13 protein-coding genes are annotated in these 20,103 nt (G+C 72.2%); 7 read left to right on the forward strand and 6 right to left on the reverse strand.

Annotation, left to right across the window (positions count from 1 at the left end):
* Window positions 1-8 precede the first annotated feature (8 nt).
* Complete coding sequence (locus tag SCNRRL3882_RS24155) at window positions 9-554, reverse strand: YwqJ-related putative deaminase (protein WP_010035187.1); 546 nt, start codon at window positions 552-554, stop codon at window positions 9-11.
* A gap of 391 nt (window positions 555-945) precedes the next feature.
* Here SCNRRL3882_RS24155 and SCNRRL3882_RS24160 point away from each other — a divergent pair, with 391 nt between their 5' ends.
* The 4 genes from SCNRRL3882_RS24160 (at window position 946) to SCNRRL3882_RS24175 (ending at window position 6,460) form a co-directional block, all read left to right on the forward strand.
* Complete coding sequence (locus tag SCNRRL3882_RS24160; RefSeq protein ID WP_029180840.1) at window positions 946-1,980, forward strand: SMI1/KNR4 family protein; 1,035 nt, start codon at window positions 946-948, stop codon at window positions 1,978-1,980.
* An 8-nt stretch (window positions 1,981-1,988) separates the two neighbouring features.
* Window positions 1,989-4,817 (forward strand): SUKH-4 family immunity protein, encoded by a 2,829-nt coding sequence (locus tag SCNRRL3882_RS24165; RefSeq protein ID WP_078602752.1) that lies wholly within the window; start codon window positions 1,989-1,991, stop codon window positions 4,815-4,817.
* A gap of 150 nt (window positions 4,818-4,967) precedes the next feature.
* Window positions 4,968-5,429, forward strand: coding sequence for a carboxymuconolactone decarboxylase family protein (locus SCNRRL3882_RS24170; RefSeq protein ID WP_010035180.1), 462 nt, complete (start codon window positions 4,968-4,970; stop codon window positions 5,427-5,429).
* A 143-nt stretch (window positions 5,430-5,572) separates the two neighbouring features.
* Complete coding sequence (locus SCNRRL3882_RS24175) at window positions 5,573-6,460, forward strand: hypothetical protein (RefSeq protein WP_010035179.1); 888 nt, start codon at window positions 5,573-5,575, stop codon at window positions 6,458-6,460.
* A 289-nt stretch (window positions 6,461-6,749) separates the two neighbouring features.
* On the opposite strand, the gene SCNRRL3882_RS24180 is transcribed toward SCNRRL3882_RS24175, so the two are convergent.
* The 4 genes from SCNRRL3882_RS24180 to SCNRRL3882_RS24195 form a co-directional block, all read right to left on the reverse strand.
* The gene (locus tag SCNRRL3882_RS24180) at window positions 6,750-8,363 is read right to left on the reverse strand and encodes a cation acetate symporter (protein WP_010035172.1); all 1,614 of its coding nucleotides are present in this window, start codon (window positions 8,361-8,363) and stop codon (window positions 6,750-6,752) included.
* Window positions 8,360-8,806, reverse strand: coding sequence for a DUF485 domain-containing protein (locus SCNRRL3882_RS24185; RefSeq protein ID WP_010035163.1), 447 nt, complete (start codon window positions 8,804-8,806; stop codon window positions 8,360-8,362). The genes SCNRRL3882_RS24180 and SCNRRL3882_RS24185 overlap by 4 nt, the downstream gene beginning before the upstream one ends.
* Window positions 8,807-9,004: 198 nt before the next feature.
* Complete coding sequence (locus tag SCNRRL3882_RS24190; protein WP_010035162.1) at window positions 9,005-9,493, reverse strand: GNAT family N-acetyltransferase; 489 nt, start codon at window positions 9,491-9,493, stop codon at window positions 9,005-9,007.
* A gap of 20 nt (window positions 9,494-9,513) precedes the next feature.
* Window positions 9,514-11,007 (reverse strand): MFS transporter, encoded by a 1,494-nt coding sequence (locus tag SCNRRL3882_RS24195; RefSeq protein ID WP_010035160.1) that lies wholly within the window; start codon window positions 11,005-11,007, stop codon window positions 9,514-9,516.
* 384 nt (window positions 11,008-11,391) lie between these two features.
* Here SCNRRL3882_RS24195 and SCNRRL3882_RS24200 point away from each other — a divergent pair, with 384 nt between their 5' ends.
* Both SCNRRL3882_RS24200 and SCNRRL3882_RS24205 read left to right on the forward strand, forming a co-directional pair.
* Window positions 11,392-12,180 carry an ABC transporter ATP-binding protein gene (locus SCNRRL3882_RS24200; RefSeq protein ID WP_102514853.1) on the forward strand — a complete coding sequence of 263 codons (789 nt, stop codon included), beginning with the start codon at window positions 11,392-11,394 and terminating at the stop codon, window positions 12,178-12,180.
* Window positions 12,177-14,756 (forward strand): ABC transporter permease, encoded by a 2,580-nt coding sequence (locus SCNRRL3882_RS24205; RefSeq protein WP_010035156.1) that lies wholly within the window; start codon window positions 12,177-12,179, stop codon window positions 14,754-14,756. The genes SCNRRL3882_RS24200 and SCNRRL3882_RS24205 overlap by 4 nt, the downstream gene beginning before the upstream one ends.
* 127 nt (window positions 14,757-14,883) lie before the next feature.
* On the opposite strand, the gene SCNRRL3882_RS24210 is transcribed toward SCNRRL3882_RS24205, so the two are convergent.
* A complete protein-coding gene (locus SCNRRL3882_RS24210) occupies window positions 14,884-16,317 on the reverse strand; it encodes a DUF2079 domain-containing protein (RefSeq protein WP_029180838.1) in 1,434 nt (477 codons plus the stop codon).
* A gap of 236 nt (window positions 16,318-16,553) precedes the next feature.
* On the opposite strand from SCNRRL3882_RS24210, the gene mfd reads away from it, so the two are divergent.
* Window positions 16,554-20,087 carry a transcription-repair coupling factor gene (gene mfd, locus SCNRRL3882_RS24215; protein ID WP_010035150.1) on the forward strand — a complete coding sequence of 1,178 codons (3,534 nt, stop codon included), beginning with the start codon at window positions 16,554-16,556 and terminating at the stop codon, window positions 20,085-20,087.
* The last annotated feature ends 16 nt before the right edge of the window (window positions 20,088-20,103 follow it).

Consider the following 20,103-nt stretch of genomic DNA (forward strand, 5'->3'; position numbering starts at 1 on the left):
GTGGCGTGTCAGCCGGTCGTGGCGGCCGGGTCGACTATGCGGACGCCGAAGTGGGCGCTGAGCGCGGTGCAGGCGCGGCAGGGGGTGGCGAAGCTGCCGTGGAGGGGGTCGCCGTCCTCGCGGATGCGGCGGGCGGTGAGTTTGGCCTGCTTGAGGGCTTTGCGGGCCTCGCCGTTGGTCATGGGTTTGCGGGCGGCGCGTTTGCTGCGGGCGGCGTCGGCGGCGGTGATGTGCCGGGAGATGAGGATGGTCTCGGCGCAGCGGCCGGTGAAGCGGTCGCGCTGGGCGCTGGTGAGGGTGTCCAGGAAGTCCTGGACGAGGGGGTGCAGGGCGGGGGGTGTGTCGCCGCGGGCGGCGGTGCCGGTGAGGGTGGCGCCGCGGACGGAGAGGGCGGCGGCGACGGTGGGGAGGATGCCGTCGCGGCGGTGGTGGAGGACGGGGGCGGGGGCCGCTTCGGTGGCGCTCCAGCCGATGCGGGGGTCGCCGCCTCGCGGGTCGCCGTTTCGCGGGTCGGCGGACCTGCCGGTGTGTGGTCCCGTCTGTGTCGCGTTCATGATCGTATTCCCCTCCGTGCATCCCCCCGGGGGTCACAGACTGCCAAATGGCGTGGCTGGTGCGGAAGCTGGGGCGCGGTGACACGCCCGTACCGGGGCGTGCCGTCACGGTGGGGTGACGGCTGGTCACGGATGCGGAGGGGCCGCCGACCGGTGCCGGTGACCGGTGTCGTCGTACCGCATAGGCTGTCGGCACCGCGGGCCATGCGGTGATCCGTTCGGAGATCGATGCAGTGAACCGGAGGGTGATCCACGGGGTCGGCGGGTGCAGGGAAGCGCAGAGAAGTCGAGACGGACAGTCGAGACGGACAGACGTGACAGTCGATACGGGCCGTAGTGCGCCAAGGGTGGTCAATACGGGTCGTACAGAGTGCCGCAGGGGGCAACCGCCATGACGACAGGTCGGCTCGGGCTGGGGGCACCTCCCGGCCGCCAGGCCGGGGGACAAGCCGCGCCGCCGAACGCGGCCTACGCCGGGCAGGTCGTGCATTTCCCGGATCCGGTCCGGGCGGCGCGTCACCCGAGAGGGGTACGGGTCGACGAGCGTGGTTACCCCGACTTCTCGCCCTACGCGCGTGCGGCGGCGGAGATCGCGGAGCCGCCGGAGGGTTTCGGCGTCGACGAGTTGCGGCTGACGGACTACGTGTCGGCGAACATGGCGCTGTCGGCGTCCGGGCACGAGTTGTGGGACACGGTGCCTGCGGTGGCGACGCCGCACGGCTGGACGTGGCACCACGTGGTGGGTACGCGGCGGTTGGAGCTGGTCCCGGTCGAGGTGAAGGCGTTGCTGCGGCACCACGGTGGCGTGGCGACGTCGGGCGTCGACCAGTCCAAGCGGGGCACGCGGCCGTTGCAGGAGACGCGTCCGGCGCACTTCGGGCTGCCGAAGTCGGGCGTGGCGGTGACGGAGTCGCAGGTGCAGGGGGCTGAGGAGGACCTCGGTTACCGGTTGCCGGGTCCGTACCGGTCGTTCCTGAAGGCGGCGGGGGGTTGTGCGCCGGTGGGTGCCGCGCTGGACGCGGAGTTGGGGCTGCTGATCGACCAGCCGTTCTTCACGGTGCGGGACGAGGCGGCCGTCAACGACCTGGTGTACGTCAACAAGTGTCTGCGTGACCATCTGACGAAGGACTACCTGGGGATCGCTTTCGTCCAGGGCGGGTTGCTGGCCGTGAAGGTGAAGGGCGAGCGGATCGGTTCGGTGTGGTTCTGCGCGTACGACGACGCCCGGGACGTGGATCCCTCGCTGCCGCCGGCGGAGCGGGTGGAGCGGTTGCTGCTGCCGTGCGGGGACGACTTCGACGTCTTCCTGTCGCGGCTGGCCGGTGATCCGCCGGAGTTGGAGACGGTGGCGAACCTGATGGTGGACGGCGGGTTCGCGCGTGTGGTGCCGGTGGGTGCGGTGTCGTCCTCGGCCGTGGGGGAGTGACTTCGACGATGGTGACCTTCGCGCAGGCGCAGGAGCGCGCGGAAGAGTGGATCAACGGGGACGTGCCGTCGTACCAGCATCGTGAGGTGCGGGTGCGGGAGTTCGACCTCGGTTTCGTGGTGTGGGCCGAGGACCGGTCGGACGGGCCGCGGTCGGACGGCGGCGCGCAGCGGCTGGTGATCGCGCGGGACAGCGGTGAGGCGACGCTGTGGCCCGGGCTGCCGGTGGGTGAGGTGATCCGCCGGTACGAGGAGGAGTACGGCCGTCCGGACACGGCGGAGGAGCCGGCGCCGGCTCCCGCGGCCCGGGTGGATCTGAACCAGACGTCCTTCCTGCTGACTCCGCCGGAGTGGTTGCAGGACGCGGCGGACAAGCTTGGGATTCCGGATCGGCGCGGCGGGGCGGGTGCGGGTGCCGCGTCGGCCTCTGCTCCTGCCGGTGCTGGGGCTGGTGATTCCGCTTCCGGTGCCGCCTGGCCCGCTGCCGTGGGGAGCGAGTCGGGGAGTGACTCCGGGGTGGGAGCGGAGGCGCCGGGTGCGCCTGCCGGGGCCACGCCCTGGGCCGGTACGGACACCAACGGCGATGCCGGTGACGACCGTTCCGTACCGCTGCCCGCGACGGTCTTCGCGCCGCCGCTGGGCGAGTCCGACGGTGACACGCCGCCGCCGGTGACGCCCGATGCCAAGACGGCGCTGATGTCGGGCGGCAGCCGGCTTCCTCCGACGGCGGTCTCACCGGCGATCGACGATCCGGGCGCGCAGGGTGGTGCGGGGGCGGGTGCTGCTCCGGCTGCCGGTGTGCCGGGTACGCCGTCCGGTGGTGTGCCGCACGGCAGTACGCCTCCGCCTGTGCCGGGCGGGCAGCCGTACGGGTATCCGCAGGGGGCCGACGGTGGGTCTGCGGGTTCTGCGGGGGGCGCGGCGGCTTCCGGGCCCGCGGGTCCCGCGGGTGTGCCGCAGCCGCCGGCCGGGCCGGGCGATTCTGAGCGGCCGCTCGCGCCGAACGCCGGGGACATCGCCGAAGCCGCGACCGGCAAGACGACTCCGCCGCCGGGCCGTGGGCGGGGTGCGGGTCCGACGACGCCGCCTCCGCCGGGCGCCCCCGGGGCTCCGGGTGCGCGGCCGGGCGGTACGCCTCCGCCGTCGGGGCCCGGGGCGCCTGGTACTCCGGCGGGTGGTTACGTGCCTACGCAGCTCGTGTCGGCGCTCGGGCCGGAGGGGCCCGGGGGCCCTGGAGGCCCGGGAGGGCCCGGCAGCGAGGGCGCGGGTGCGCCGCTGCCTCCGCAGCAGCCGCCGGGTCCTCCTGGCGCGCCGAACCCGCCTGGCGCGCCGAACCCGCCCGGTGCGCCACAGCCTCCGGGCGCTCCGAACCCGCCCGGTGCCCCTGGTGGTACGCCGCCGGGCGGTGTCCACCATGCCGCGACGATGCTTGCCGATCCCGGTCGGGTGGGTCCGGGTGCGCCGCCGCCTCCGGCTCCTCCGGGCGCGCCTGGTGCACCTGGTGCGCCTGGGACCCCCCAGCCACCTGGTGCGCCGGGTGCCCCTGGCGCCCCGGGTGCTCCCGGCGGCCCCGGTCCCGTGCACCACGCGGAGACCATGCTGGCCAGGCCGCCGGCGGGTGGCCCCGGCGTGCCTCCCCCGCCGCAGGCCCCCGGCGCACCACCCGCTGCCCCGGGCGCTCCTGGCGCGCCCGGTGCGCCGCCGGTGCCACCGCCAGGCGCCATGCCGGGTGCGATGCCGCCCGGTGGGATGCCGCCCGGCGCCATGCCCCCGGGTGGGATGCCGCCCGGCGCGATGCCGCCGCCCGGTCAGCCCGCTCCCGGGCAGCCGCCGGCGTACGGCTATCCGCAGCAGCCCGCCGGGCAGCCGACGGTCGGCCCCGGCTACCAGGCCGTGCTGCGCTACCGCGCGCAGGACGGTTCCGAGCAGCAGCTGATCCGGCGTTCGGCGCCGGGTACGCCGCATCCGGAGTGGCAGATCTTCCACGAGCTGCGGGCCATGAACGTGCCGCCGGACCAGGTGCTGGAGCTCCACACCGAGCTGGAGTCGTGCGAGCTGCCGGGTGCGTACTGCGCGCGGATGATCCGGGAGCAGTGGCCGCAGGCGCGGATCACGAGCATCGCGCCGTACGGTACGGACCACGCGAGCCGGCAGCAGGGCATGCAGCAACTGCTGGCTCACCAGGGTGAGTTGCACCAGGTGGCGGACGGCCCGGCGCGGCCGGCTCCGGTGCGGGCGCCGTTGCCGCCGGTGCAGGCGGTGCCGCCGATTCCGCCGGAGGGCATCGCGCAGGAGCTGGGTGCCGCGTTCGGGCCGGGGGTGTTCCGGTTCGAGCAGGCCGCCGTGTCCCGGCAGGGCGTGCCGCCGGTCGTGGCGCACACGCTGGTGGCGGCGGGCCTGCCGATGGACATGGGCCCCTTCTTCTGGGCGCAGGCGCAGCCTGGCCGGCCCGTGCCGACGCTGGCGGAGCTGGCGGCCGAGCGCGGTGTGCAGCCGGCCCCGGACGCGGGCTCCTACCTGGTGATGGGCAGCGACTTCGGCAAGGCGATCTGCGTGCAGTACGGCACGGCCAACATCGTCGCCGTGCCGGTGGAGGCGGGGCCGGGCGGGGCGCCCGTACCGCCGCAGTTCGTGAACACCGGGCTGCCGGAGTTCGCGCGCTGCCTGGCGCTGCTCGGGCGGATGTGGCGGCTGCGGTTCGGGCTGAACCAGGAGCAGGCGGGCCGGTGGACCGTCGACTTCCAGGCGCAGTTGGCCGCGCTCGACCCGGCGGCGCTCGGGTCGCCGGAGAGCTGGTGGTCGGTGCTGCTGGAGCAGATGTGGGACGGGCTGCTGTGACGCGCCGCCGCTGATGTGTCCCGATGAGCCGGGTCGGGTCGGTCGCAGGACCGCCGGGCCCGGCTTTTTCGTGCCGGGCTGTCACATCTTCCTTCGCCGTTCCGTCAGTGCGGTGACAGCGATTCACCGCCGACGCAGGAGGCAGAGATCATGCAGGCACGGATGACCAACCCGGCGTACGTCCTTCCCGGCGCGATGAAGGGCATCGGCACGCTCTTCCAGGCGATCGGGGAGGGAGGCCTTCGGCAGGACGTGGCGGAGATCGTCGGGCTGCGGGCCAGTCAGATCAACGGCTGCGGTGCCTGTGTGCACGGGCACACCGCCAATCTCCGCAAGGCCGGGGTGAGCGAGGAGCGCATCGGGGCCGTGGCGGCCTGGCGGCACGCGCCGTTCTTCTCGGACGCCGAGCGCGCCGCGCTGAAGCTGACGGAGGCGACGACGCGGCTCCCGGATCTGTCGGAGGAGTCGGTTCCGGACGCGCTGTGGGACGAGGTGGCCGACCACTTCGACGAGAAGGAGATCTCCGCGCTGATCCTGACCGTCTCGGTCACGAACATGTTCAACCGCATCAACACGACCATCAAGGAGCCCGCGGGCACCACGTGGGGCTGACGGCCGTACGGCCGGGCCGGGGCCCGTGACCTCTGTGCGGAGTGTCGCGTTATGAACACTTCTGCCTGATCCACCAAGATGTGCGCGAAATCTTCCCGTTTCGTGCTCGATCGCGCGTCGGCGTGGTGGAGAGGGGCCCCAGCATGAGCAGCGCATCGGCGTCCCCGCACGGCTTCCAGGCCGTGCGGGGACGCGGTTACCGTCCCGAGCAGGTCGACGAGTACGCCGAGGCCCTCTCCGAGGCCCGTGACGCGGCCTGGGAGAGGGCCGCCCGGCTGACGGTGCTCGCCCGGCAGATGGACGCGGAACTGGAACGGCTGCGGGAGGCCGTCGCGAACCTGGTCCCGCAGACCTACGAGTCGCTCGGGGAGCGGGCGCAGCGGCTCTTGGAACTCGGCCGGGAGGAAGCGGCGGCCGTGCGGGAGGAGGCGCGGGGTGAGGCGCGGCACCTGGTGGACGGGGCGTGCGCGTCCGCGACCGGCGTGCGCGAGTCCGCGCAGGAGTACGCCGATGCCGTACGCGCCGACGCCGACGAACGCGCCCGGCAGCGGCTGCTGGCGGCGCACGCCGAGGCCGACGAGATCCGGGCCGCGGCCGAGTGTGAGGCGAAGGAGCAGCGGGGCGAGGCGCTGGCCGCGTTGCGGGAGATGCGGCAGCGCACCTCCGGGATGCTGGCCGAGCAGGCGAAGGAACACGCCGAGCGGTGGGCGGAGCTGGACGAGGAGGACGCCGCCCGGGCCGTCGTGCTGGACGCCCACCACGCGGAAGCGGTGGCACGCGCCGAGGACGCGCTGACCGAGGCCGAGCAGGCCTTCGCCGACGCCGACGACTCCGCGCGGCAGCAGCAGGAGGAAGCAGCCGCGCGCGCCGAGGAGCTGCTCGCCGAGGCCCGCGGCCACGCGCAGTCCGTCGAACGGGAGACGCAACGAGTGCTGCGCGAACACGCCGAGCGCGCGGACGACGTACGGGCACACATCGACCGCGTACACGCCAGCCTGACGGCGTGGGCGGGGAGGGCGAGGACGGAGTGAGGCGTGGCCTGCGGTGTGGGCGGGGCGGGTGACGGCGGGGGTGCCGTCGGGCGCCGCGCGTCGGCGCGTCGTCCGCCCGTCGGCGCCGCCGCGGGCCACGGACCGATGGCTGGGTGTCGGCGCCGCCGGTCATCGGCTGACCAGGGTGCGGTGTGGTCGCCTGTCGGCGACTGGCTGCTGCTTCTGAGGCCGATGGGGCGTCGTAGTCGATCAACCAGGGCGCGGTGCCGACGCCACCGGCCGAGCCGCACGCGGTGCCGACGCTGCTGCCGGCCGCCTGCCCGCGGCGTCAGCGATTCCTGCGCACCGCGCCTGCCAGGATCCAGCTCTCCACCGCCTCGTACTCGTGGCGTTGTTCCTCCGACTTGCGGCGGCCCGAGGCCAGCGTGCCCAGCCAGCCGCAGGCGAAGCCCAGGGGGATGGAGAGCAGGCCCGTGGTGGTGAACGGGAACCAGTTGAAGTCGGCGTCGGGGAAGGCGGAGACGGGCGAGCCGGAGACCAGGTTGGTGCCCGGCATCAGCAGCAGGACCGCCAGCGAGCCGCCGATGAGGGTGCTGAGCAGGCCCGTCCGGGTGTAGCGGCGCCAGAAGAGGCTGTAGACCAGTGCGGGCGCGATGGCCGAGGCGCCCAGGCAGAAGGACAGCGTCACCAGGGGTTGCAGGCTGCGATGCTGGACGAGCGTGGCCAGCAGGATCGCCGGGATGCCCACCGCCAGCGCCGAGAGGCGGGCCAGCGCCATCTCGCGGCGCGGTGACATCTCCCGCACCCGGGCCGCGAACACGTCGTGCGCGAGGGAGTTGGCGCAGGCGAGGATCATCCCGGCGACCGAGGCGAGCAGCGTGAGGAAGACCGCTGTGGTGACGGTCGTGAACAGGAACGTCTCCGCCGTCGACACGTCGGAGCCGAACGCCGCCTGGGAGCCCAGCAGATAGGCCGTGTTGCCCTGCGGGTCCACCTGCGCGATCAGCGCCCGCCCGACCAGCGCCGTCGCGCCGAACCCGACGACCGTGATGACGAGCACGAACAGTGCCACGCCCGACACCGCCCAGGACATCGACCTCCGCACCTGCCGGGCACTGGAGGCCGTGTACATGCGCATGGTGACGTGCGGCAGTACGCCGCCCCCGAGGACGACCGTCAGTTGCGCGGTGATCATGTCCAGGTCGGGGCTGGGGCCGCTCGCGAACTGGAGCCCCGAGGACAGGAACGCCGAGCCCACACCGCTCTTGGCGGCGGCCGCGTTGAACAGGGCCCCCGGATCCCAGTCGAACCGGTGCAGGATCAGCACCGCCACCACCGTGCCCGAGCCGAGCAGCATCACGATCTTCAGGATCTGGATGAGGGCGGTGCCCTTCATCCCGCCGATCGCCGCGTAACTGATCATCAGCGCGCCCACGCCGATGATGCAGCCCGTCTGCAACGACTCCCCGGAGAAGCCGAGGATGAACGCCATCAGCTGCCCGGTCCCCGCCAACTGCACCAGCATCAGCGGCAGCAGCGCCGCCAGGGTCACCGCACAGGCCGCGATACGGACACCGCGTCCCGGCATACGGCGGGCCAACGCGTCACCCATGGTGAACCGGCCCGCGTTGCGCAGCGGTTCGGCGAGCAGGAACATCAGCAGCATCAGGGACAGCGCCGTACTGAGGGCCAGGACGGTCCCGTCGTAGCCGAACAGGGCGATCACACCGCCCGTGCCGAGGACGGTCGCGGCGGAGATGTAGTCCCCGGCGATCGCCAGGCCGTTGCGCATGGGGGACAGGGAGCTGTAGCCGGTGTAGAACTCGTCGAGGTCGTCCCGGTCCGGGCCCGTCATCACGCACAGCAGCAGCGTGATCGTGGCCACCGATGTGAAGCCCACGAGCGACATCGCCTGGGCGTTGCCGCTGAACTCTGTGGTCACCGTGTTCCCTCCCGCCTGGCGTCCAGTTCGGCCTGCTTGCGTATCCGGTCCGCGATCGGGTCGACGCGGCGGCGGGCCGTCTGCTCGTACAGGACGATCGCCAGCCAGGTCACGGGGACCTGGACGAGCGCGAGCAGCAGACCGGTGGGCAGGCCGTCGGTGACCGTGCTCGTCATGAACGACGGTGCGAACGCCGACAGGACCAGGAACAGGACGAAGTAGCCGAGCGCCGTGAGCGTGGCCACGCGCCGCTGCCAGCGGTAGGCGCTGCGCAGCAGCCGCAGGTCGCTGTGGTGCCCGAGCGCGGTGTGGCGCTGAGGGCGCCGCCCGGCCGGTTCGGGCGGCTCGGGCGGCTGCTGCGGCAGCCAGGGGTAGGCGTCGTAGGAGGGGGAGGAATCCGGCGGTCGATACGGGTAGGACGGTGGCGGCGGGTCGTAGGACATCCCGTTGCTCCTTGCGCGGGTTGGATCCGGTGCGGCGGACCGCAGGGAGTTGGGGGGCGAGCCACGCACGTTACTTCGCGGTACCGGGTGTACGCGAGGGTTTCGCCAAACTGATCGGTCGGTACGCGCTTACTACGCTGACCTCGGGTGTTACCCGCATTAACCCGGATTTCGGGCGGGTCGGTGGACGGCGCGTCGTCACAGGTGGCGGCGTTCGAAGCGGACTCCGGGGCGGCCGCCCACGGTGGTGTCCTCGACGCGGGTGAAGCCGTTGCGGGCCAGGACGGTCATGGAGGCCAGGTTGTCCAGGGTGGTCCGCGCGGTGAGGGACGTCAGCCCGTAGTCGGAGGCGGCCAGACGGCACACCTGCGCGACGGCCGCCGTCGCCACGCCCCGGCCCGCGGCCCGTTCGCCTATCCGGTAGCCGAGTTCGGCGCAGCCGTCCGCCAGGTCGAGCAGGTTCACCCGGCCGACCAGGTTCCCCGCCTCGTCCAGGACGACATGGAAGCGGCACACGCCCGCGTGCTGCTCGGCGAGGAGCGCCCGCAGGTTTTCGGCGAACCCCTCCGCGGTGAAGTAGGCGTCCCCGCGGTCCGGCACCGTGCGCGCGAAGTACGCCCGGTTCTCCCGCTCGAAGACCATCAGGGCGTCCGCGTGATCGGCCCGGAGCCGTTCCAAGGTCAGCATGGGCGGGAGGATACGTACGGTCAGTCCCCGAGCACCGGGAATTTCCGGGGCGCGAGGAAGAGCAGCACCAGGAACGCCAGTGCCGCCGCGCAGGACGCGCCCAGGTAGACCGCGTGCACCGCGTCGGAGATCGCCCGCCGGGTCGCCTCCGGCGCGATGCCCGAGTCGAGGGCCCGGGTCACCGAGTCGAGGTCGCCCGCACCGCCGAGCCGGGCGGCCAGCACCCCGTTGGCGACCGCGCCGAAGACCGCCGCGCCGATCGTCTGGCCGGTCTGGCGGCAGAACAGCACGGACGCGGTGGTCGTGCCGCGCTCCGCCCATCCCACCGTCGACTGCACACCGACGATCAGCGGCAACTGGAACAGTCCCAGCGCGGCGCCGAGCAGCAGCATCAGCAGGGTCGGCTGCCAGGCCTGTCCCGGGTACGGCAGGAACGGGAACGCGAACAGGATCAGCGCGGCCGCTCCGATGCCCAGCATCGCGGTGTTGCGGAAGCCGATCCTGCGGTACACGTGCTGGCTCAGCGCCGCCGACACGGGCCAGCTCAACGTCCATACCGAGAGCACGAATCCGGCGGCCACGGGCGCGAGGCCCAGCACCGACTGGGCGTACGTGGGCAGGAACACCGTCGGCGCCACCATCAGCAGGCCCAGCGCGCCCAGGGCCAGATTGACCGCGGCGATCGTACGGCGCCGCCACACCCAGCCCGGGATGATCGGCTCCGCGGCCCGGCGCTCCACCACCACCACGACAGCGACCAGGGCAAGTCCCGTACCGAACAGGGCGAGTGAGGGCGCCGACAGCCACGGCCACGCCACCCCGCCCTGCACCAGGGCCGTGAGCAGCACGCCGCCGCAGGCGAACACCGCGAGGGCGCCGGCCCAGTCCACGCGCGCGTGCGTGCCCGTTTCGCGCTCCGGCTCGTGGAGGTGACGGACGATCAGCCACAGCGCGACCGCGCCGATCGGCAGATTCACCAGGAAGATCCAGCGCCAGTCCGCGTAGGCGGCGAGCACACCGCCGAGACCCGGGCCTGCGACCGCCGAGACCGCCCACACCGTGGACAGCTTCGACTGGATCTTGGGACGGTCCTTCAGCGGGTAGAGGTCGGCGGCGAGCGTCTGCACGGTGCCCTGGAGCGCGCCGCCGCCCAGCCCCTGCACGATGCGAAAGGCGATGAGCGCCCCCATGTTCCAGGCCAGCGCGCACAGCAGGGAGCCGACGAGGAACACCACCGAGCCCGCGACGAGGACCGGTTTGCGGCCGAAGGTGTCGGAGAGCTTGCCGTAGACGGGCAGGGTGACGGTCACGGCCAGCAGGTAGCCGGAGAACAGCCAGGAGAAGACGGAGAAACCGCCGAGGTCCCCGACGATCTGCGGGACGGCGGTCGAGACGATGGTGGCGTCGAGCGCCGCCAGCGCCATGGAGAGCATCAGGGCGGCTACGACGGCACCTCTCCGGCCGGTCGTGGCGGGACGTGCGGTCTCACGTGCCGCGGAACTGGTGCCGCCCACCCGGGTTCCTCCCCCTGCTGTCTGCCTGCCCCTTGCACCTACCTGCCGTCCGACAGCTTCCCACTTGACCCTGACGTCGCGGGAGGGTGGAGCCTGGCTGGGCCGAGGGGTGGAACCAACCCTGAGGTGCCCTCCACCCTTCGGTGGACTGCCCCTAGGGGTACCTCCGTACTACGACCTGGGGAGGGTTCGTACCGGCGGAGGACGAGACGCCCATGTGCCGGTCCTTAACCTGGCTTTACGCCGCCGGGGGGCGGTTTTGCACACCAGCGGGGGTGGGGTTTTCCCCAGGAAAAGACTGCGCTGAACACCAGGGCGCGGGACCCCTCCCCGCCGCGAGACTGAGGCACGTCACCATCTGCTGACCGACATAGGAGACATACCGTGACATCGGCTGTGACCATTCCCAGGCACGGGGGTACTGGAGGGCGTACGGCCGTTGCCGCGCGGGCGCGGCAGGTCGTGAAGGCGTACGGGACCGGTGAGACCCGCGTCGTCGCCCTCGACCACGTCGACGTGGACATCGCACGCGGCCAGTTCACCGCGATCATGGGCCCCTCGGGGTCCGGCAAGTCCACGCTCATGCACTGCCTGGCCGGGCTCGACACCGTCACCGGCGGGCAGATCTACCTCGACGAGACCGAGATCACCGGCCTGAAGGACAAGAAGCTCACGCAACTGCGCCGGGACCGGATCGGGTTCATCTTCCAGGCGTTCAACCTGCTGCCGACGCTCAACGCCATAGAGAACATCACGCTGCCCATGGACATCGCGGGCCGCAAGCCGGACAAGCAGTGGCTGGCGCGGGTCGTGGAGACCGTCGGGCTCGCCGACCGGCTCAGGCACCGGCCCACCCAGCTCTCCGGCGGACAGCAGCAGCGCGTCGCCGTGGCGCGGGCGCTGGCGGCCCGGCCCGAGATCATCTTCGGGGACGAGCCGACCGGAAACCTCGACTCGCGCGCCGGCGCCGAGGTCCTCGGCTTCCTGCGCCGCTCGGTCGACGAGCTGGGCCAGACCATCGTGATGGTCACCCACGACCCGGTCGCCGCGTCGTACGCGGACCGGGTGCTGTACCTCGCCGACGGCCGCATCGTCGACGAGATGCACAAGCCGACCGCGGAGGCCGTCCTCGACCGCATGAAGGACTTCGACGCCCGGGGGCGCACGTCATGACCGTCATGAAGACCTCCCTGCGCAACTTCCTCGCGCACAAGGGACGCATGGCGCTCTCCGCGATCGCCGTCCTGCTGTCGGTGGCCTTCGTCTGCGGGACGCTCGTCTTCACGGACACCATGTCCACGACGTTCGACAAGCTCTTCGCGGCCACGTCCTCGGACGTGACGGTGAGTGCCAAGAGCGCCTCCGACACCGGTGAGACGACCGCCGACAACGGCAAGCCGCCGGTCATGCCGGCCGCCGTGCTGGGCGAGGTGCGCAAGGCGCAGGGCGTGAAGTCCGCCGAGGGCACGGTCTTCTCCACCTCGGTGACCGTCGTCGACGCCGACAAGGACAACCTGTCACCCTCCAGCGGCGCCCCGACCATCGTCGGCAGCTGGAACGGCAACGACGCCCGCACCATGAAGATCACCTCCGGTGCGGCGCCCAAGGGCCCCGACCAGATCATGGTCGACGCCGACACCGCTGACAAGCACGACCTGAAGCTCGGTGACGAGATCGGCGTGATCAGCGCGGTCGGCACCCACGAAGCGAAGATCTCCGGCATCGCCGACTTCACGGTCACCAACCCCGGCGCGGCGATCTTCTACCTCGACACGAAGACCGCCCAGCAGACCCTGGTCGGCGAGACCGGCGTCTACACCAACGTCAACGTCACCGCGGCCGCCGGTGTCAGCGACGCGCAGCTGAAGAAGAACGTCTCGGCCGAGCTGGGCGCCGACTTCCAGGTGAAGACCGCCAAGGAGACCGCCGACGCCAACCAGAAGGACGTCGAGGGCTTCATGAACGTCATGAAGTACGCGATGCTCGGCTTCGCCGGGATCGCCTTCCTCGTCGGCATCTTCCTGATCATCAACACCTTCTCCATGCTGGTCGCCCAGCGCACCCGCGAGATCGGCCTGATGCGGGCGATCGGCTCCTCCCGCAAGCAGGTCAACCGCTCCGTGCTGGCCGAGGCGCTGCTGCTCGGCTTCGTCGGATCGGTGCTGGGCGTGGGCGCGGGCGTCGGCCTCGCGGTCGGCCTGATGAAGCTCATGGGCCAGATGGGCATGGAGCTGTCCACCGACGACCTGACGGTGGCCTGGACGACCCCGGTGGTCGGCCTCGTCCTCGGCGTGGTCGTCACCGTCCTGGCCGCCTACCTGCCCGCCCGGCGCGCCGGCAAGATCTCCCCGATGGCCGCACTGCGCGACGCGGGAGCCCCCGCGGACGCCCGGGCCGGCTGGATCCGCGGCGTGATCGGCACGGTCCTCACCGGCGCCGGCGGTGCCGCCCTGTACCTGACGGCGCAGGCCGACAAGGCCACCGAGGGCTCGCTGTGGCTCGGCCTCGGCGTGGTGCTGTCGCTGATCGGCTTCGTCGTCATCGGCCCGCTGCTCGCCGGCGGTGTGGTCCGCGTCCTCGGCGCCGTCCTGCTGCGGATGTTCGGCCCCGTCGGCCGCATGGCCGAGCGCAACGCCCTGCGCAACCCGCGCCGCACCGGCGCGACGGGCGCCGCGCTGATGATCGGCCTCGCCCTGGTGGCGTGCCTGTCCGTGGTCGGCTCCTCCATGGTGGCGTCCGCCACCGACCAGCTCGACAAGACCGTCGGCACGGACTTCATCGTCCAGTCCGACAGCGGCCAGCTGATCACCCCGCAGGCAGTCAAGGCCGCGAAGTCGGCGCCCGACGTGGAGCGGGTCACCGAGTACAAGTGGACCAAGGCCGACTTCACCACCCCCGACGGCAAGACGCTCAAGGACACGGCGATCACGGCGGCCGACCCGTCGTACGCGACCGACCTGCGCACCGAGACGGTCGCCGGCAAGCTGCCCGACGCCTACAAGCCCGACTCGATGTCCGTGCACGAGAAGTTCGCCGAGGACCACGGCATCAGCCTCGGGTCCAAGATCAAGGTCGCCTTCCAGGACGGCTCCGCTGCCGACCTGACGGTCCGGGCGATCACCAGCAGTGACGTCGTGATCGACGCGGGCGCGATGTACACGTCCATCTCGACGATGGCCAAGTACGTCCCGGCCGACAAGATGCCGCTGGACTCGCTGCTCTTCGCCAGTGCCAAGGAGGGGCAGCAGGATGCCGCCTACGCGTCCTTGAAGTCGGCGCTGCACGACTACCCGCAGTACACCGTGCGCGACCAGACCGACTACAAGGAGGCCCTGAAGGACCAGATAGGCCAGCTGCTCAACATGATCTACGGCCTGCTGGCCCTGGCGATCATCGTCGCCATCCTGGGCGTGGTGAACACCCTGGCCCTGTCGGTGGTGGAGCGCACCAGGGAGATCGGCCTGATGCGGGCGATCGGCCTCTCCCGCCGTCAGCTGCGCCGCATGATCCGCATGGAGTCGGTCGTCATCGCCCTCTTCGGTGCCCTCCTGGGCCTCGGACTGGGCATGGGCTGGGGCGCCACCGCACAGCAGCTCCTCGCCCTGGAGGGCCTGGGAGTGCTGGAGATCCCCTGGCCGACGATCATCGGCGTCTTCATCGGCTCGGCGTTCGTGGGGCTCTTCGCGGCACTCGTCCCGGCGTTCCGGGCGGGCCGGATGAACGTCCTGAACGCGATCGCGACCGAGTAGCCCGCCAAGGCCACCGCACACGGGGGTTGCGGAGGACGGGCCCGCCCCGGAGGTTTCCGCCTCCGGGGCGGGCCCGGCGTGGTGCGCGGCGGGTGCCCGGCACGGCCCCGGAAGCAGCTCGCCGGTGTCAGCCGGCCGTCCGCCGCTGAAGGACCACGTATCCGTTGGCCTTGCCCGCGACGGCGTACTCGGCGCCGGGGTGCAGCCGCCGGGCGTAGCCCACGGGGTCGCGGTACCTGCCGTCGATGTTCTCCAGGGCGATGTACTGCGGAACGACGCCCTGGGTGCCGCCGAGCCAGAGGACACGGCAGCGCGAGGTCAGGCGGCTGACCGGGCCGACGTTGGCCTCGACGGTGGCGCCGTCGGGGATCCGCGCCAGGAGCCGTTCGACGCCGGACACCGCCGCGGGCTCGCGGTAGACCTCGGCCTCCGTGAGCTGCGCCAGCGGCAGCGAGGTGGTCAGCGCCAGGGCCGCCGCGGCGACGGCGGCCGGCAGCTGGGCGGCGTACGAGCTCAGCCACGGGCGCGGGCTGCGGCGCGCGGTCGTGAGGGCGTCGGCGAGGGCGAGGAAGACCACCGGCATCAGGACCGCGCTGTAGTGCCAGTCGGTGCCCCAGTAGTGCTCGTCCCCGGACAGGAAGCGCCAGCCGAGCGTCGGCAGGGCCACCAGCAGCAGCGGGGAACGCAGGGCGAGCAGTCCGCTGGTGGGGATCAGCAGCCAGGCGAGGGTGCGGAGCTTGGTGCCGAGGCCGTCGACGGGGCTGCCCGGCTCGCTGACCTTGTTCCAGTAGTCGTAGGTCCCGGACGCGTTGAACGACGGGATGACCACGGTGAGGACGAGCAGCGTGGCCGCAAGGCCGAACACCGCGACAGCGAGCGCGTACGGAACCGTCCGGGGCGACGAGCCGCGCGCCCGCCAGGCGACGACGAGGGCGATCGCGGCCAGGGTCAGCCCCAGGTCCTCCTTCACCAGCACCAGGGGAAGCGCCCAGCACAGGGCCGCGCGCCGGCGGTCCGCGAGCAGGGCCTCCAGGGAGAAGGCGATCAGCGGGACGGCGAAGCAGATCTCGTGGAAGTCGAAGTCGACGGCCCGCTGGACGCCCCAGGACAGTCCGTAGGCGAGGCCGAGCGCGAGGGAGCGACGGCGGCCGAGCAGCCGGGCGGCGGCGCGGGTGACCGGTACGGCGGACAGGGCGAAGAGCGCGGCCTGCGCGAGAAGCAGCGTGACCGGCGAGGGGAACAGCCGGTACACCGGCGCGAGGAGGGCCGTCACCGGGCTGAAGTGGTCACCCAGGATGTCGAACCCCGGCCCCTTGAGGTCGGACACCGGCGCCCGCAGATGCGCGTACGCCCGCACGACCTGCTCGAAGATGCCCAGGTCCCAGGAGCGGGTCGTCATGTGCCGGTAACGGCCGACGGAGACGACCGCGTAGGCGGCGCAGAGGGCGGCGGCGAGCACCCACGGGTCCCACCGCCCGCGGTCCGGGCGCCGGTCGCCGCGGGGCAGGGCGACCGGCGCCGGTATGCGGGCTGCTGGAGCCCGGAGGGTGGGAGCAGGCATGCCGGGCCTTACGGGAGGGGGTACCGCTCGGGGGACCGGACCGATCATGCCGTGGCGAAAACAGCGGGTGGGGGTGATGGTGTGAAGGTTGGGCGGCTGATTCCCTCCCGACCGGGAGCACGGGCGTCATCCACAGCCCCGCCGCGCGGAGGCGCATCGTCGTACGCTGGAGACCCCCGGCCCGCGGCGCGCGTCGGGCCCGTCGTGTTGCCCACCCCTGGACGGAAAATCCCCGAATGAGCCTGCACGGTCTGCTCGACGCCGTAAGTAAGGACGCAGCCCTCGCGGAAGCGATCAACGCGGCCGCAGACGGCAACCGCATGCACGTCGACCTGGTCGGCCCCCCTGCGGCCCGCCCCTTCGCGGTCGCCGCCCTGGCCCGCGACACGGGCCGCCCGGTGCTGGCGGTGACGGCGACGGGCCGCGAGGCGGAGGACCTGGCCGCGGCCCTGCGCTCCCTGCTCCCGCCGGAGGGGATCGTGGAGTACCCGTCCTGGGAGACGCTCCCGCACGAGCGGCTCAGCCCCCGCAGCGACACCGTCGGCCGCCGCCTGGCCGTGCTGCGCCGCCTGGCCCACCCCCGCCCCGACGACCCCGAGACCGGGCCGGTCTCCGTCGTCGTGGCGCCCGTGCGGTCCGTGCTCCAGCCGCAGGTCAAGGGCCTGGGCGACCTGGAGCCGGTCGCCCTGAGGACGGGACAGACCGCCGACCTGAACGAGATCGTCGACGCCCTCGCGGCCGCCGCCTACGCGCGCGTGGAGCTCGTGGAGAAGCGCGGCGAGTTCGCCGTCCGCGGCGGCATCCTCGACGTGTTCCCGCCCACCGAGGAACACCCCCTGCGCATCGAGTTCTGGGGCGACGACGTCGAGGAGATCCGCTACTTCAAGGTCGCCGACCAGCGCTCCCTCGAAGTCGCCGAGCACGGCCTGTGGGCGCCGCCGTGCCGTGAGCTGCTGCTCACCGAGGACGTCCGCGCGCGGGCGCGCGCCCTGGCCGAGGAGCACCCCGAGCTCGGTGAACTGCTCGGCAAGATCGCCGAGGGGATCGCGGTGGAGGGCATGGAGTCCCTCGCACCGGTCCTGGTCGACGACATGGAACTGCTGCTCGACGTGCTGCCCAAGGGCGCCATGGCCGTCGTGTGCGACCCGGAGCGGGTGCGCACGCGCGCGTCGGACCTGGTGGCCACCTCGCAGGAGTTCCTCCAGGCCTCCTGGGCGGCCACCGCCGGCGGCGGCGAGGCGCCCATCGACGTCGGCGCGGCCTCCCTGTGGTCCATCGCAGACGTCCGGGACCGGGCCCGCGAGCTGGACATGATGTGGTGGTCGGTGTCGCCGTTCGCCGCCGACGAGGAGCTCGACGCGGACACGCTCAAGCTCGGCATGCACGCCCCGGAGACCTACCGCGGCGACACCGCCAAGGCCCTCGCCGACACCAAGGGCTGGCTCGCCGACGGCTGGCGCGCGGTGTTCGTCACCGAGGCGCACGGCCCTGCGGCCCGTACGGTCGAGGTGCTGGGCGGCGAGGGCATCGCGGCCCGCCTCGACACCGACCTCGCCGAGATCTCCCCGTCGCTCGTGCACGTGGCGTGCGGCTCGATCGAGCACGGCTTCGTCGACCCGGCCCTCAGACTCGCCGTACTGACCGAGACGGACCTGACGGGCCAGAAGGCGGCGGGCCGTGACGGCGCCCGGATGCCGGCCCGCCGCCGCAAGACCATCGACCCGCTCACCCTGGAGGCGGGCGACTACATCGTCCACGAGCAGCACGGCGTCGGCCGCTACATCGAGATGGTGCAGCGCACCGTGCAGGGCGCGACGCGCGAGTACCTGGTCGTCGAGTACGCGCCCGCCAAGCGCGGCCAGCCCGGCGACCGCCTCTACATCCCCACCGACCAGCTGGAGCAGATCACCAAGTACGTCGGCGGCGAGGCCCCCACCCTGCACCGCCTGGGCGGCGCCGACTGGACGAAGACGAAGGCCCGCGCGAAGAAGGCCGTCAAGGAGATCGCGGCCGACCTCATCAAGCTCTACAGCGCCCGCATGGCGGCCCCCGGCCACGCCTTCGGCACGGACACCCCCTGGCAGCGCGAGCTGGAGGACGCCTTCCCCTACGCGGAGACGCCCGACCAGCTCACCACCATCGCCGAGGTCAAGGACGACATGGAGAAGTCGGTCCCCATGGACCGGCTGATCTGCGGCGACGTCGGCTACGGAAAGACCGAGATCGCCGTCCGGGCCGCCTTCAAGGCCGTCCAGGACGGCAAGCAGGTGGCCGTCCTGGTGCCCACGACCCTGCTGGTGCAGCAGCACTTCGGGACGTTCAGCGAGCGGTACGCGCAGTTCCCCGTGAACGTGAAGGCGCTGTCCCGCTTCCAGACGGACACCGAGGCCAAGGCGGTCCTGGAAGGCCTGCGCGAGGGCTCGGTGGACATCGTCATCGGCACCCACCGCCTGTTCTCGTCGGAGACCAAGTTCAAGGACCTGGGCCTGGTCATCGTCGACGAGGAGCAGCGCTTCGGCGTCGAGCACAAGGAGCAGCTGAAGAAGCTCCGCGCGAACGTCGACGTGCTGACCATGTCCGCCACTCCGATCCCCAGGACGCTGGAGATGGCGGTGACCGGCATCCGCGAGATGTCCACGATCACGACACCTCCGGAGGAACGGCACCCGGTGCTGACCTTCGTCGGCCCCTACGAGGAGAAGCAGATCGGCGCCGCCATCCGCCGCGAACTGCTGCGCGAGGGCCAGGTCTTCTACATCCACAACCGCGTCGAGTCGATCGACCGGGCCGCGGCCCGGCTGCGCGAGATCGTCCCCGAGGCGCGCATCGCCACCGCCCACGGCCAGATGTCCGAGCAGGCGCTGGAACAGGTCGTCGTCGACTTCTGGGAGAAGAAGTTCGACGTGCTGGTGTCGACGACCATCGTGGAGTCCGGCATCGACATCTCCAACGCGAACACCCTGATCGTGGAGCGCGGCGACACCTTCGGCCTGTCCCAGCTGCACCAGCTGCGCGGCCGGGTGGGGCGTGGCCGCGAGCGCGGGTACGCGTACTTCCTCTACCCGCCGGAGAAGCCGCTGACCGAGACCGCGCACGAGCGGCTCGCGACCATCGCCCAGCACACGGAGATGGGCGCCGGTATGTACGTGGCGATGAAGGACCTGGAGATCCGCGGCGCGGGCAACCTGCTCGGCGGCGAGCAGTCCGGCCACATCGCGGGCGTCGGCTTCGACCTGTACGTACGCATGGTCGGCGAGGCGGTCGCCGACTACCGCCGCCAGCTGGAGACCGGCGAGATCGAGGAGGAGCCGCCGCTCGAGGTCAAGATCGAGCTGCCCGTCGACGCGCACGTCCCGCACGACTACGCGCCGGGCGAGCGGCTCCGGCTCCAGGCGTACCGCGCCATCGCCTCCGCCAACACGGAGGAGGACATCAAGGCCGTACGCGAGGAACTCGTCGACCGCTACGGCAAGTTGCCCGAGCCGGTGGAGAACCTGCTGCTCGTGGCCGGTCTGCGGATGCTCGCGCGGGCATGCGGCGTCGGCGAGATCGTGCTCCAGGGCACCAACATCCGGTTCGCGCCCGTGGAGTTGCGCGAGTCGCAGGAGCTGCGGGTCAAGCGGCTGTACCCCGGAGTCGTCATCAAGCCGGCCGTGCACCAGGTGCTGGTGCCGCGCCCGAAGACCGCGAAGGTCGGCGGGAAGCCGCTGGTCGGGCGCGATCTGCTGGCGTGGGTAGGGGAGTTCCTGACGTCGGTGCTGGGCTCCTGACTCACTCCCGGGCCCG

Source organism: Streptomyces chartreusis NRRL 3882 (genome assembly GCF_900236475.1).
In the GTDB taxonomy this organism is placed as follows: Bacteria; Actinomycetota; Actinomycetes; order Streptomycetales; family Streptomycetaceae; genus Streptomyces; species Streptomyces chartreusis_D.

Bases quoted from the DNA above. Each gene is read 5' to 3' on its own strand.
- SCNRRL3882_RS24210 (WP_029180838.1), bottom strand. From the start codon at position 16,317: ATGCCTGCTCCCACCCTCCGGGCTCCAGCAGCCCGCATACCGGCGCCG.
- SCNRRL3882_RS24170 (WP_010035180.1), top strand. From the start codon at position 4,968: ATGCAGGCACGGATGACCAACCCGGCGTACGTCCTTCCCGGCGCGATG.
- SCNRRL3882_RS24155 (WP_010035187.1), bottom strand. From the start codon at position 554: ATGAACGCGACACAGACGGGACCACACACCGGCAGGTCCGCCGACCCG.
- SCNRRL3882_RS24190 (WP_010035162.1), bottom strand. From the start codon at position 9,493: ATGCTGACCTTGGAACGGCTCCGGGCCGATCACGCGGACGCCCTGATG.
- SCNRRL3882_RS24165 (WP_078602752.1), top strand. From the start codon at position 1,989: ATGGTGACCTTCGCGCAGGCGCAGGAGCGCGCGGAAGAGTGGATCAAC.
- SCNRRL3882_RS24160 (WP_029180840.1), top strand. From the start codon at position 946: ATGACGACAGGTCGGCTCGGGCTGGGGGCACCTCCCGGCCGCCAGGCC.
- SCNRRL3882_RS24205 (WP_010035156.1), top strand. From the start codon at position 12,177: ATGACCGTCATGAAGACCTCCCTGCGCAACTTCCTCGCGCACAAGGGA.
- SCNRRL3882_RS24175 (WP_010035179.1), top strand. From the start codon at position 5,573: ATGAGCAGCGCATCGGCGTCCCCGCACGGCTTCCAGGCCGTGCGGGGA.
- SCNRRL3882_RS24185 (WP_010035163.1), bottom strand. From the start codon at position 8,806: ATGTCCTACGACCCGCCGCCACCGTCCTACCCGTATCGACCGCCGGAT.
- mfd (WP_010035150.1), top strand. From the start codon at position 16,554: ATGAGCCTGCACGGTCTGCTCGACGCCGTAAGTAAGGACGCAGCCCTC.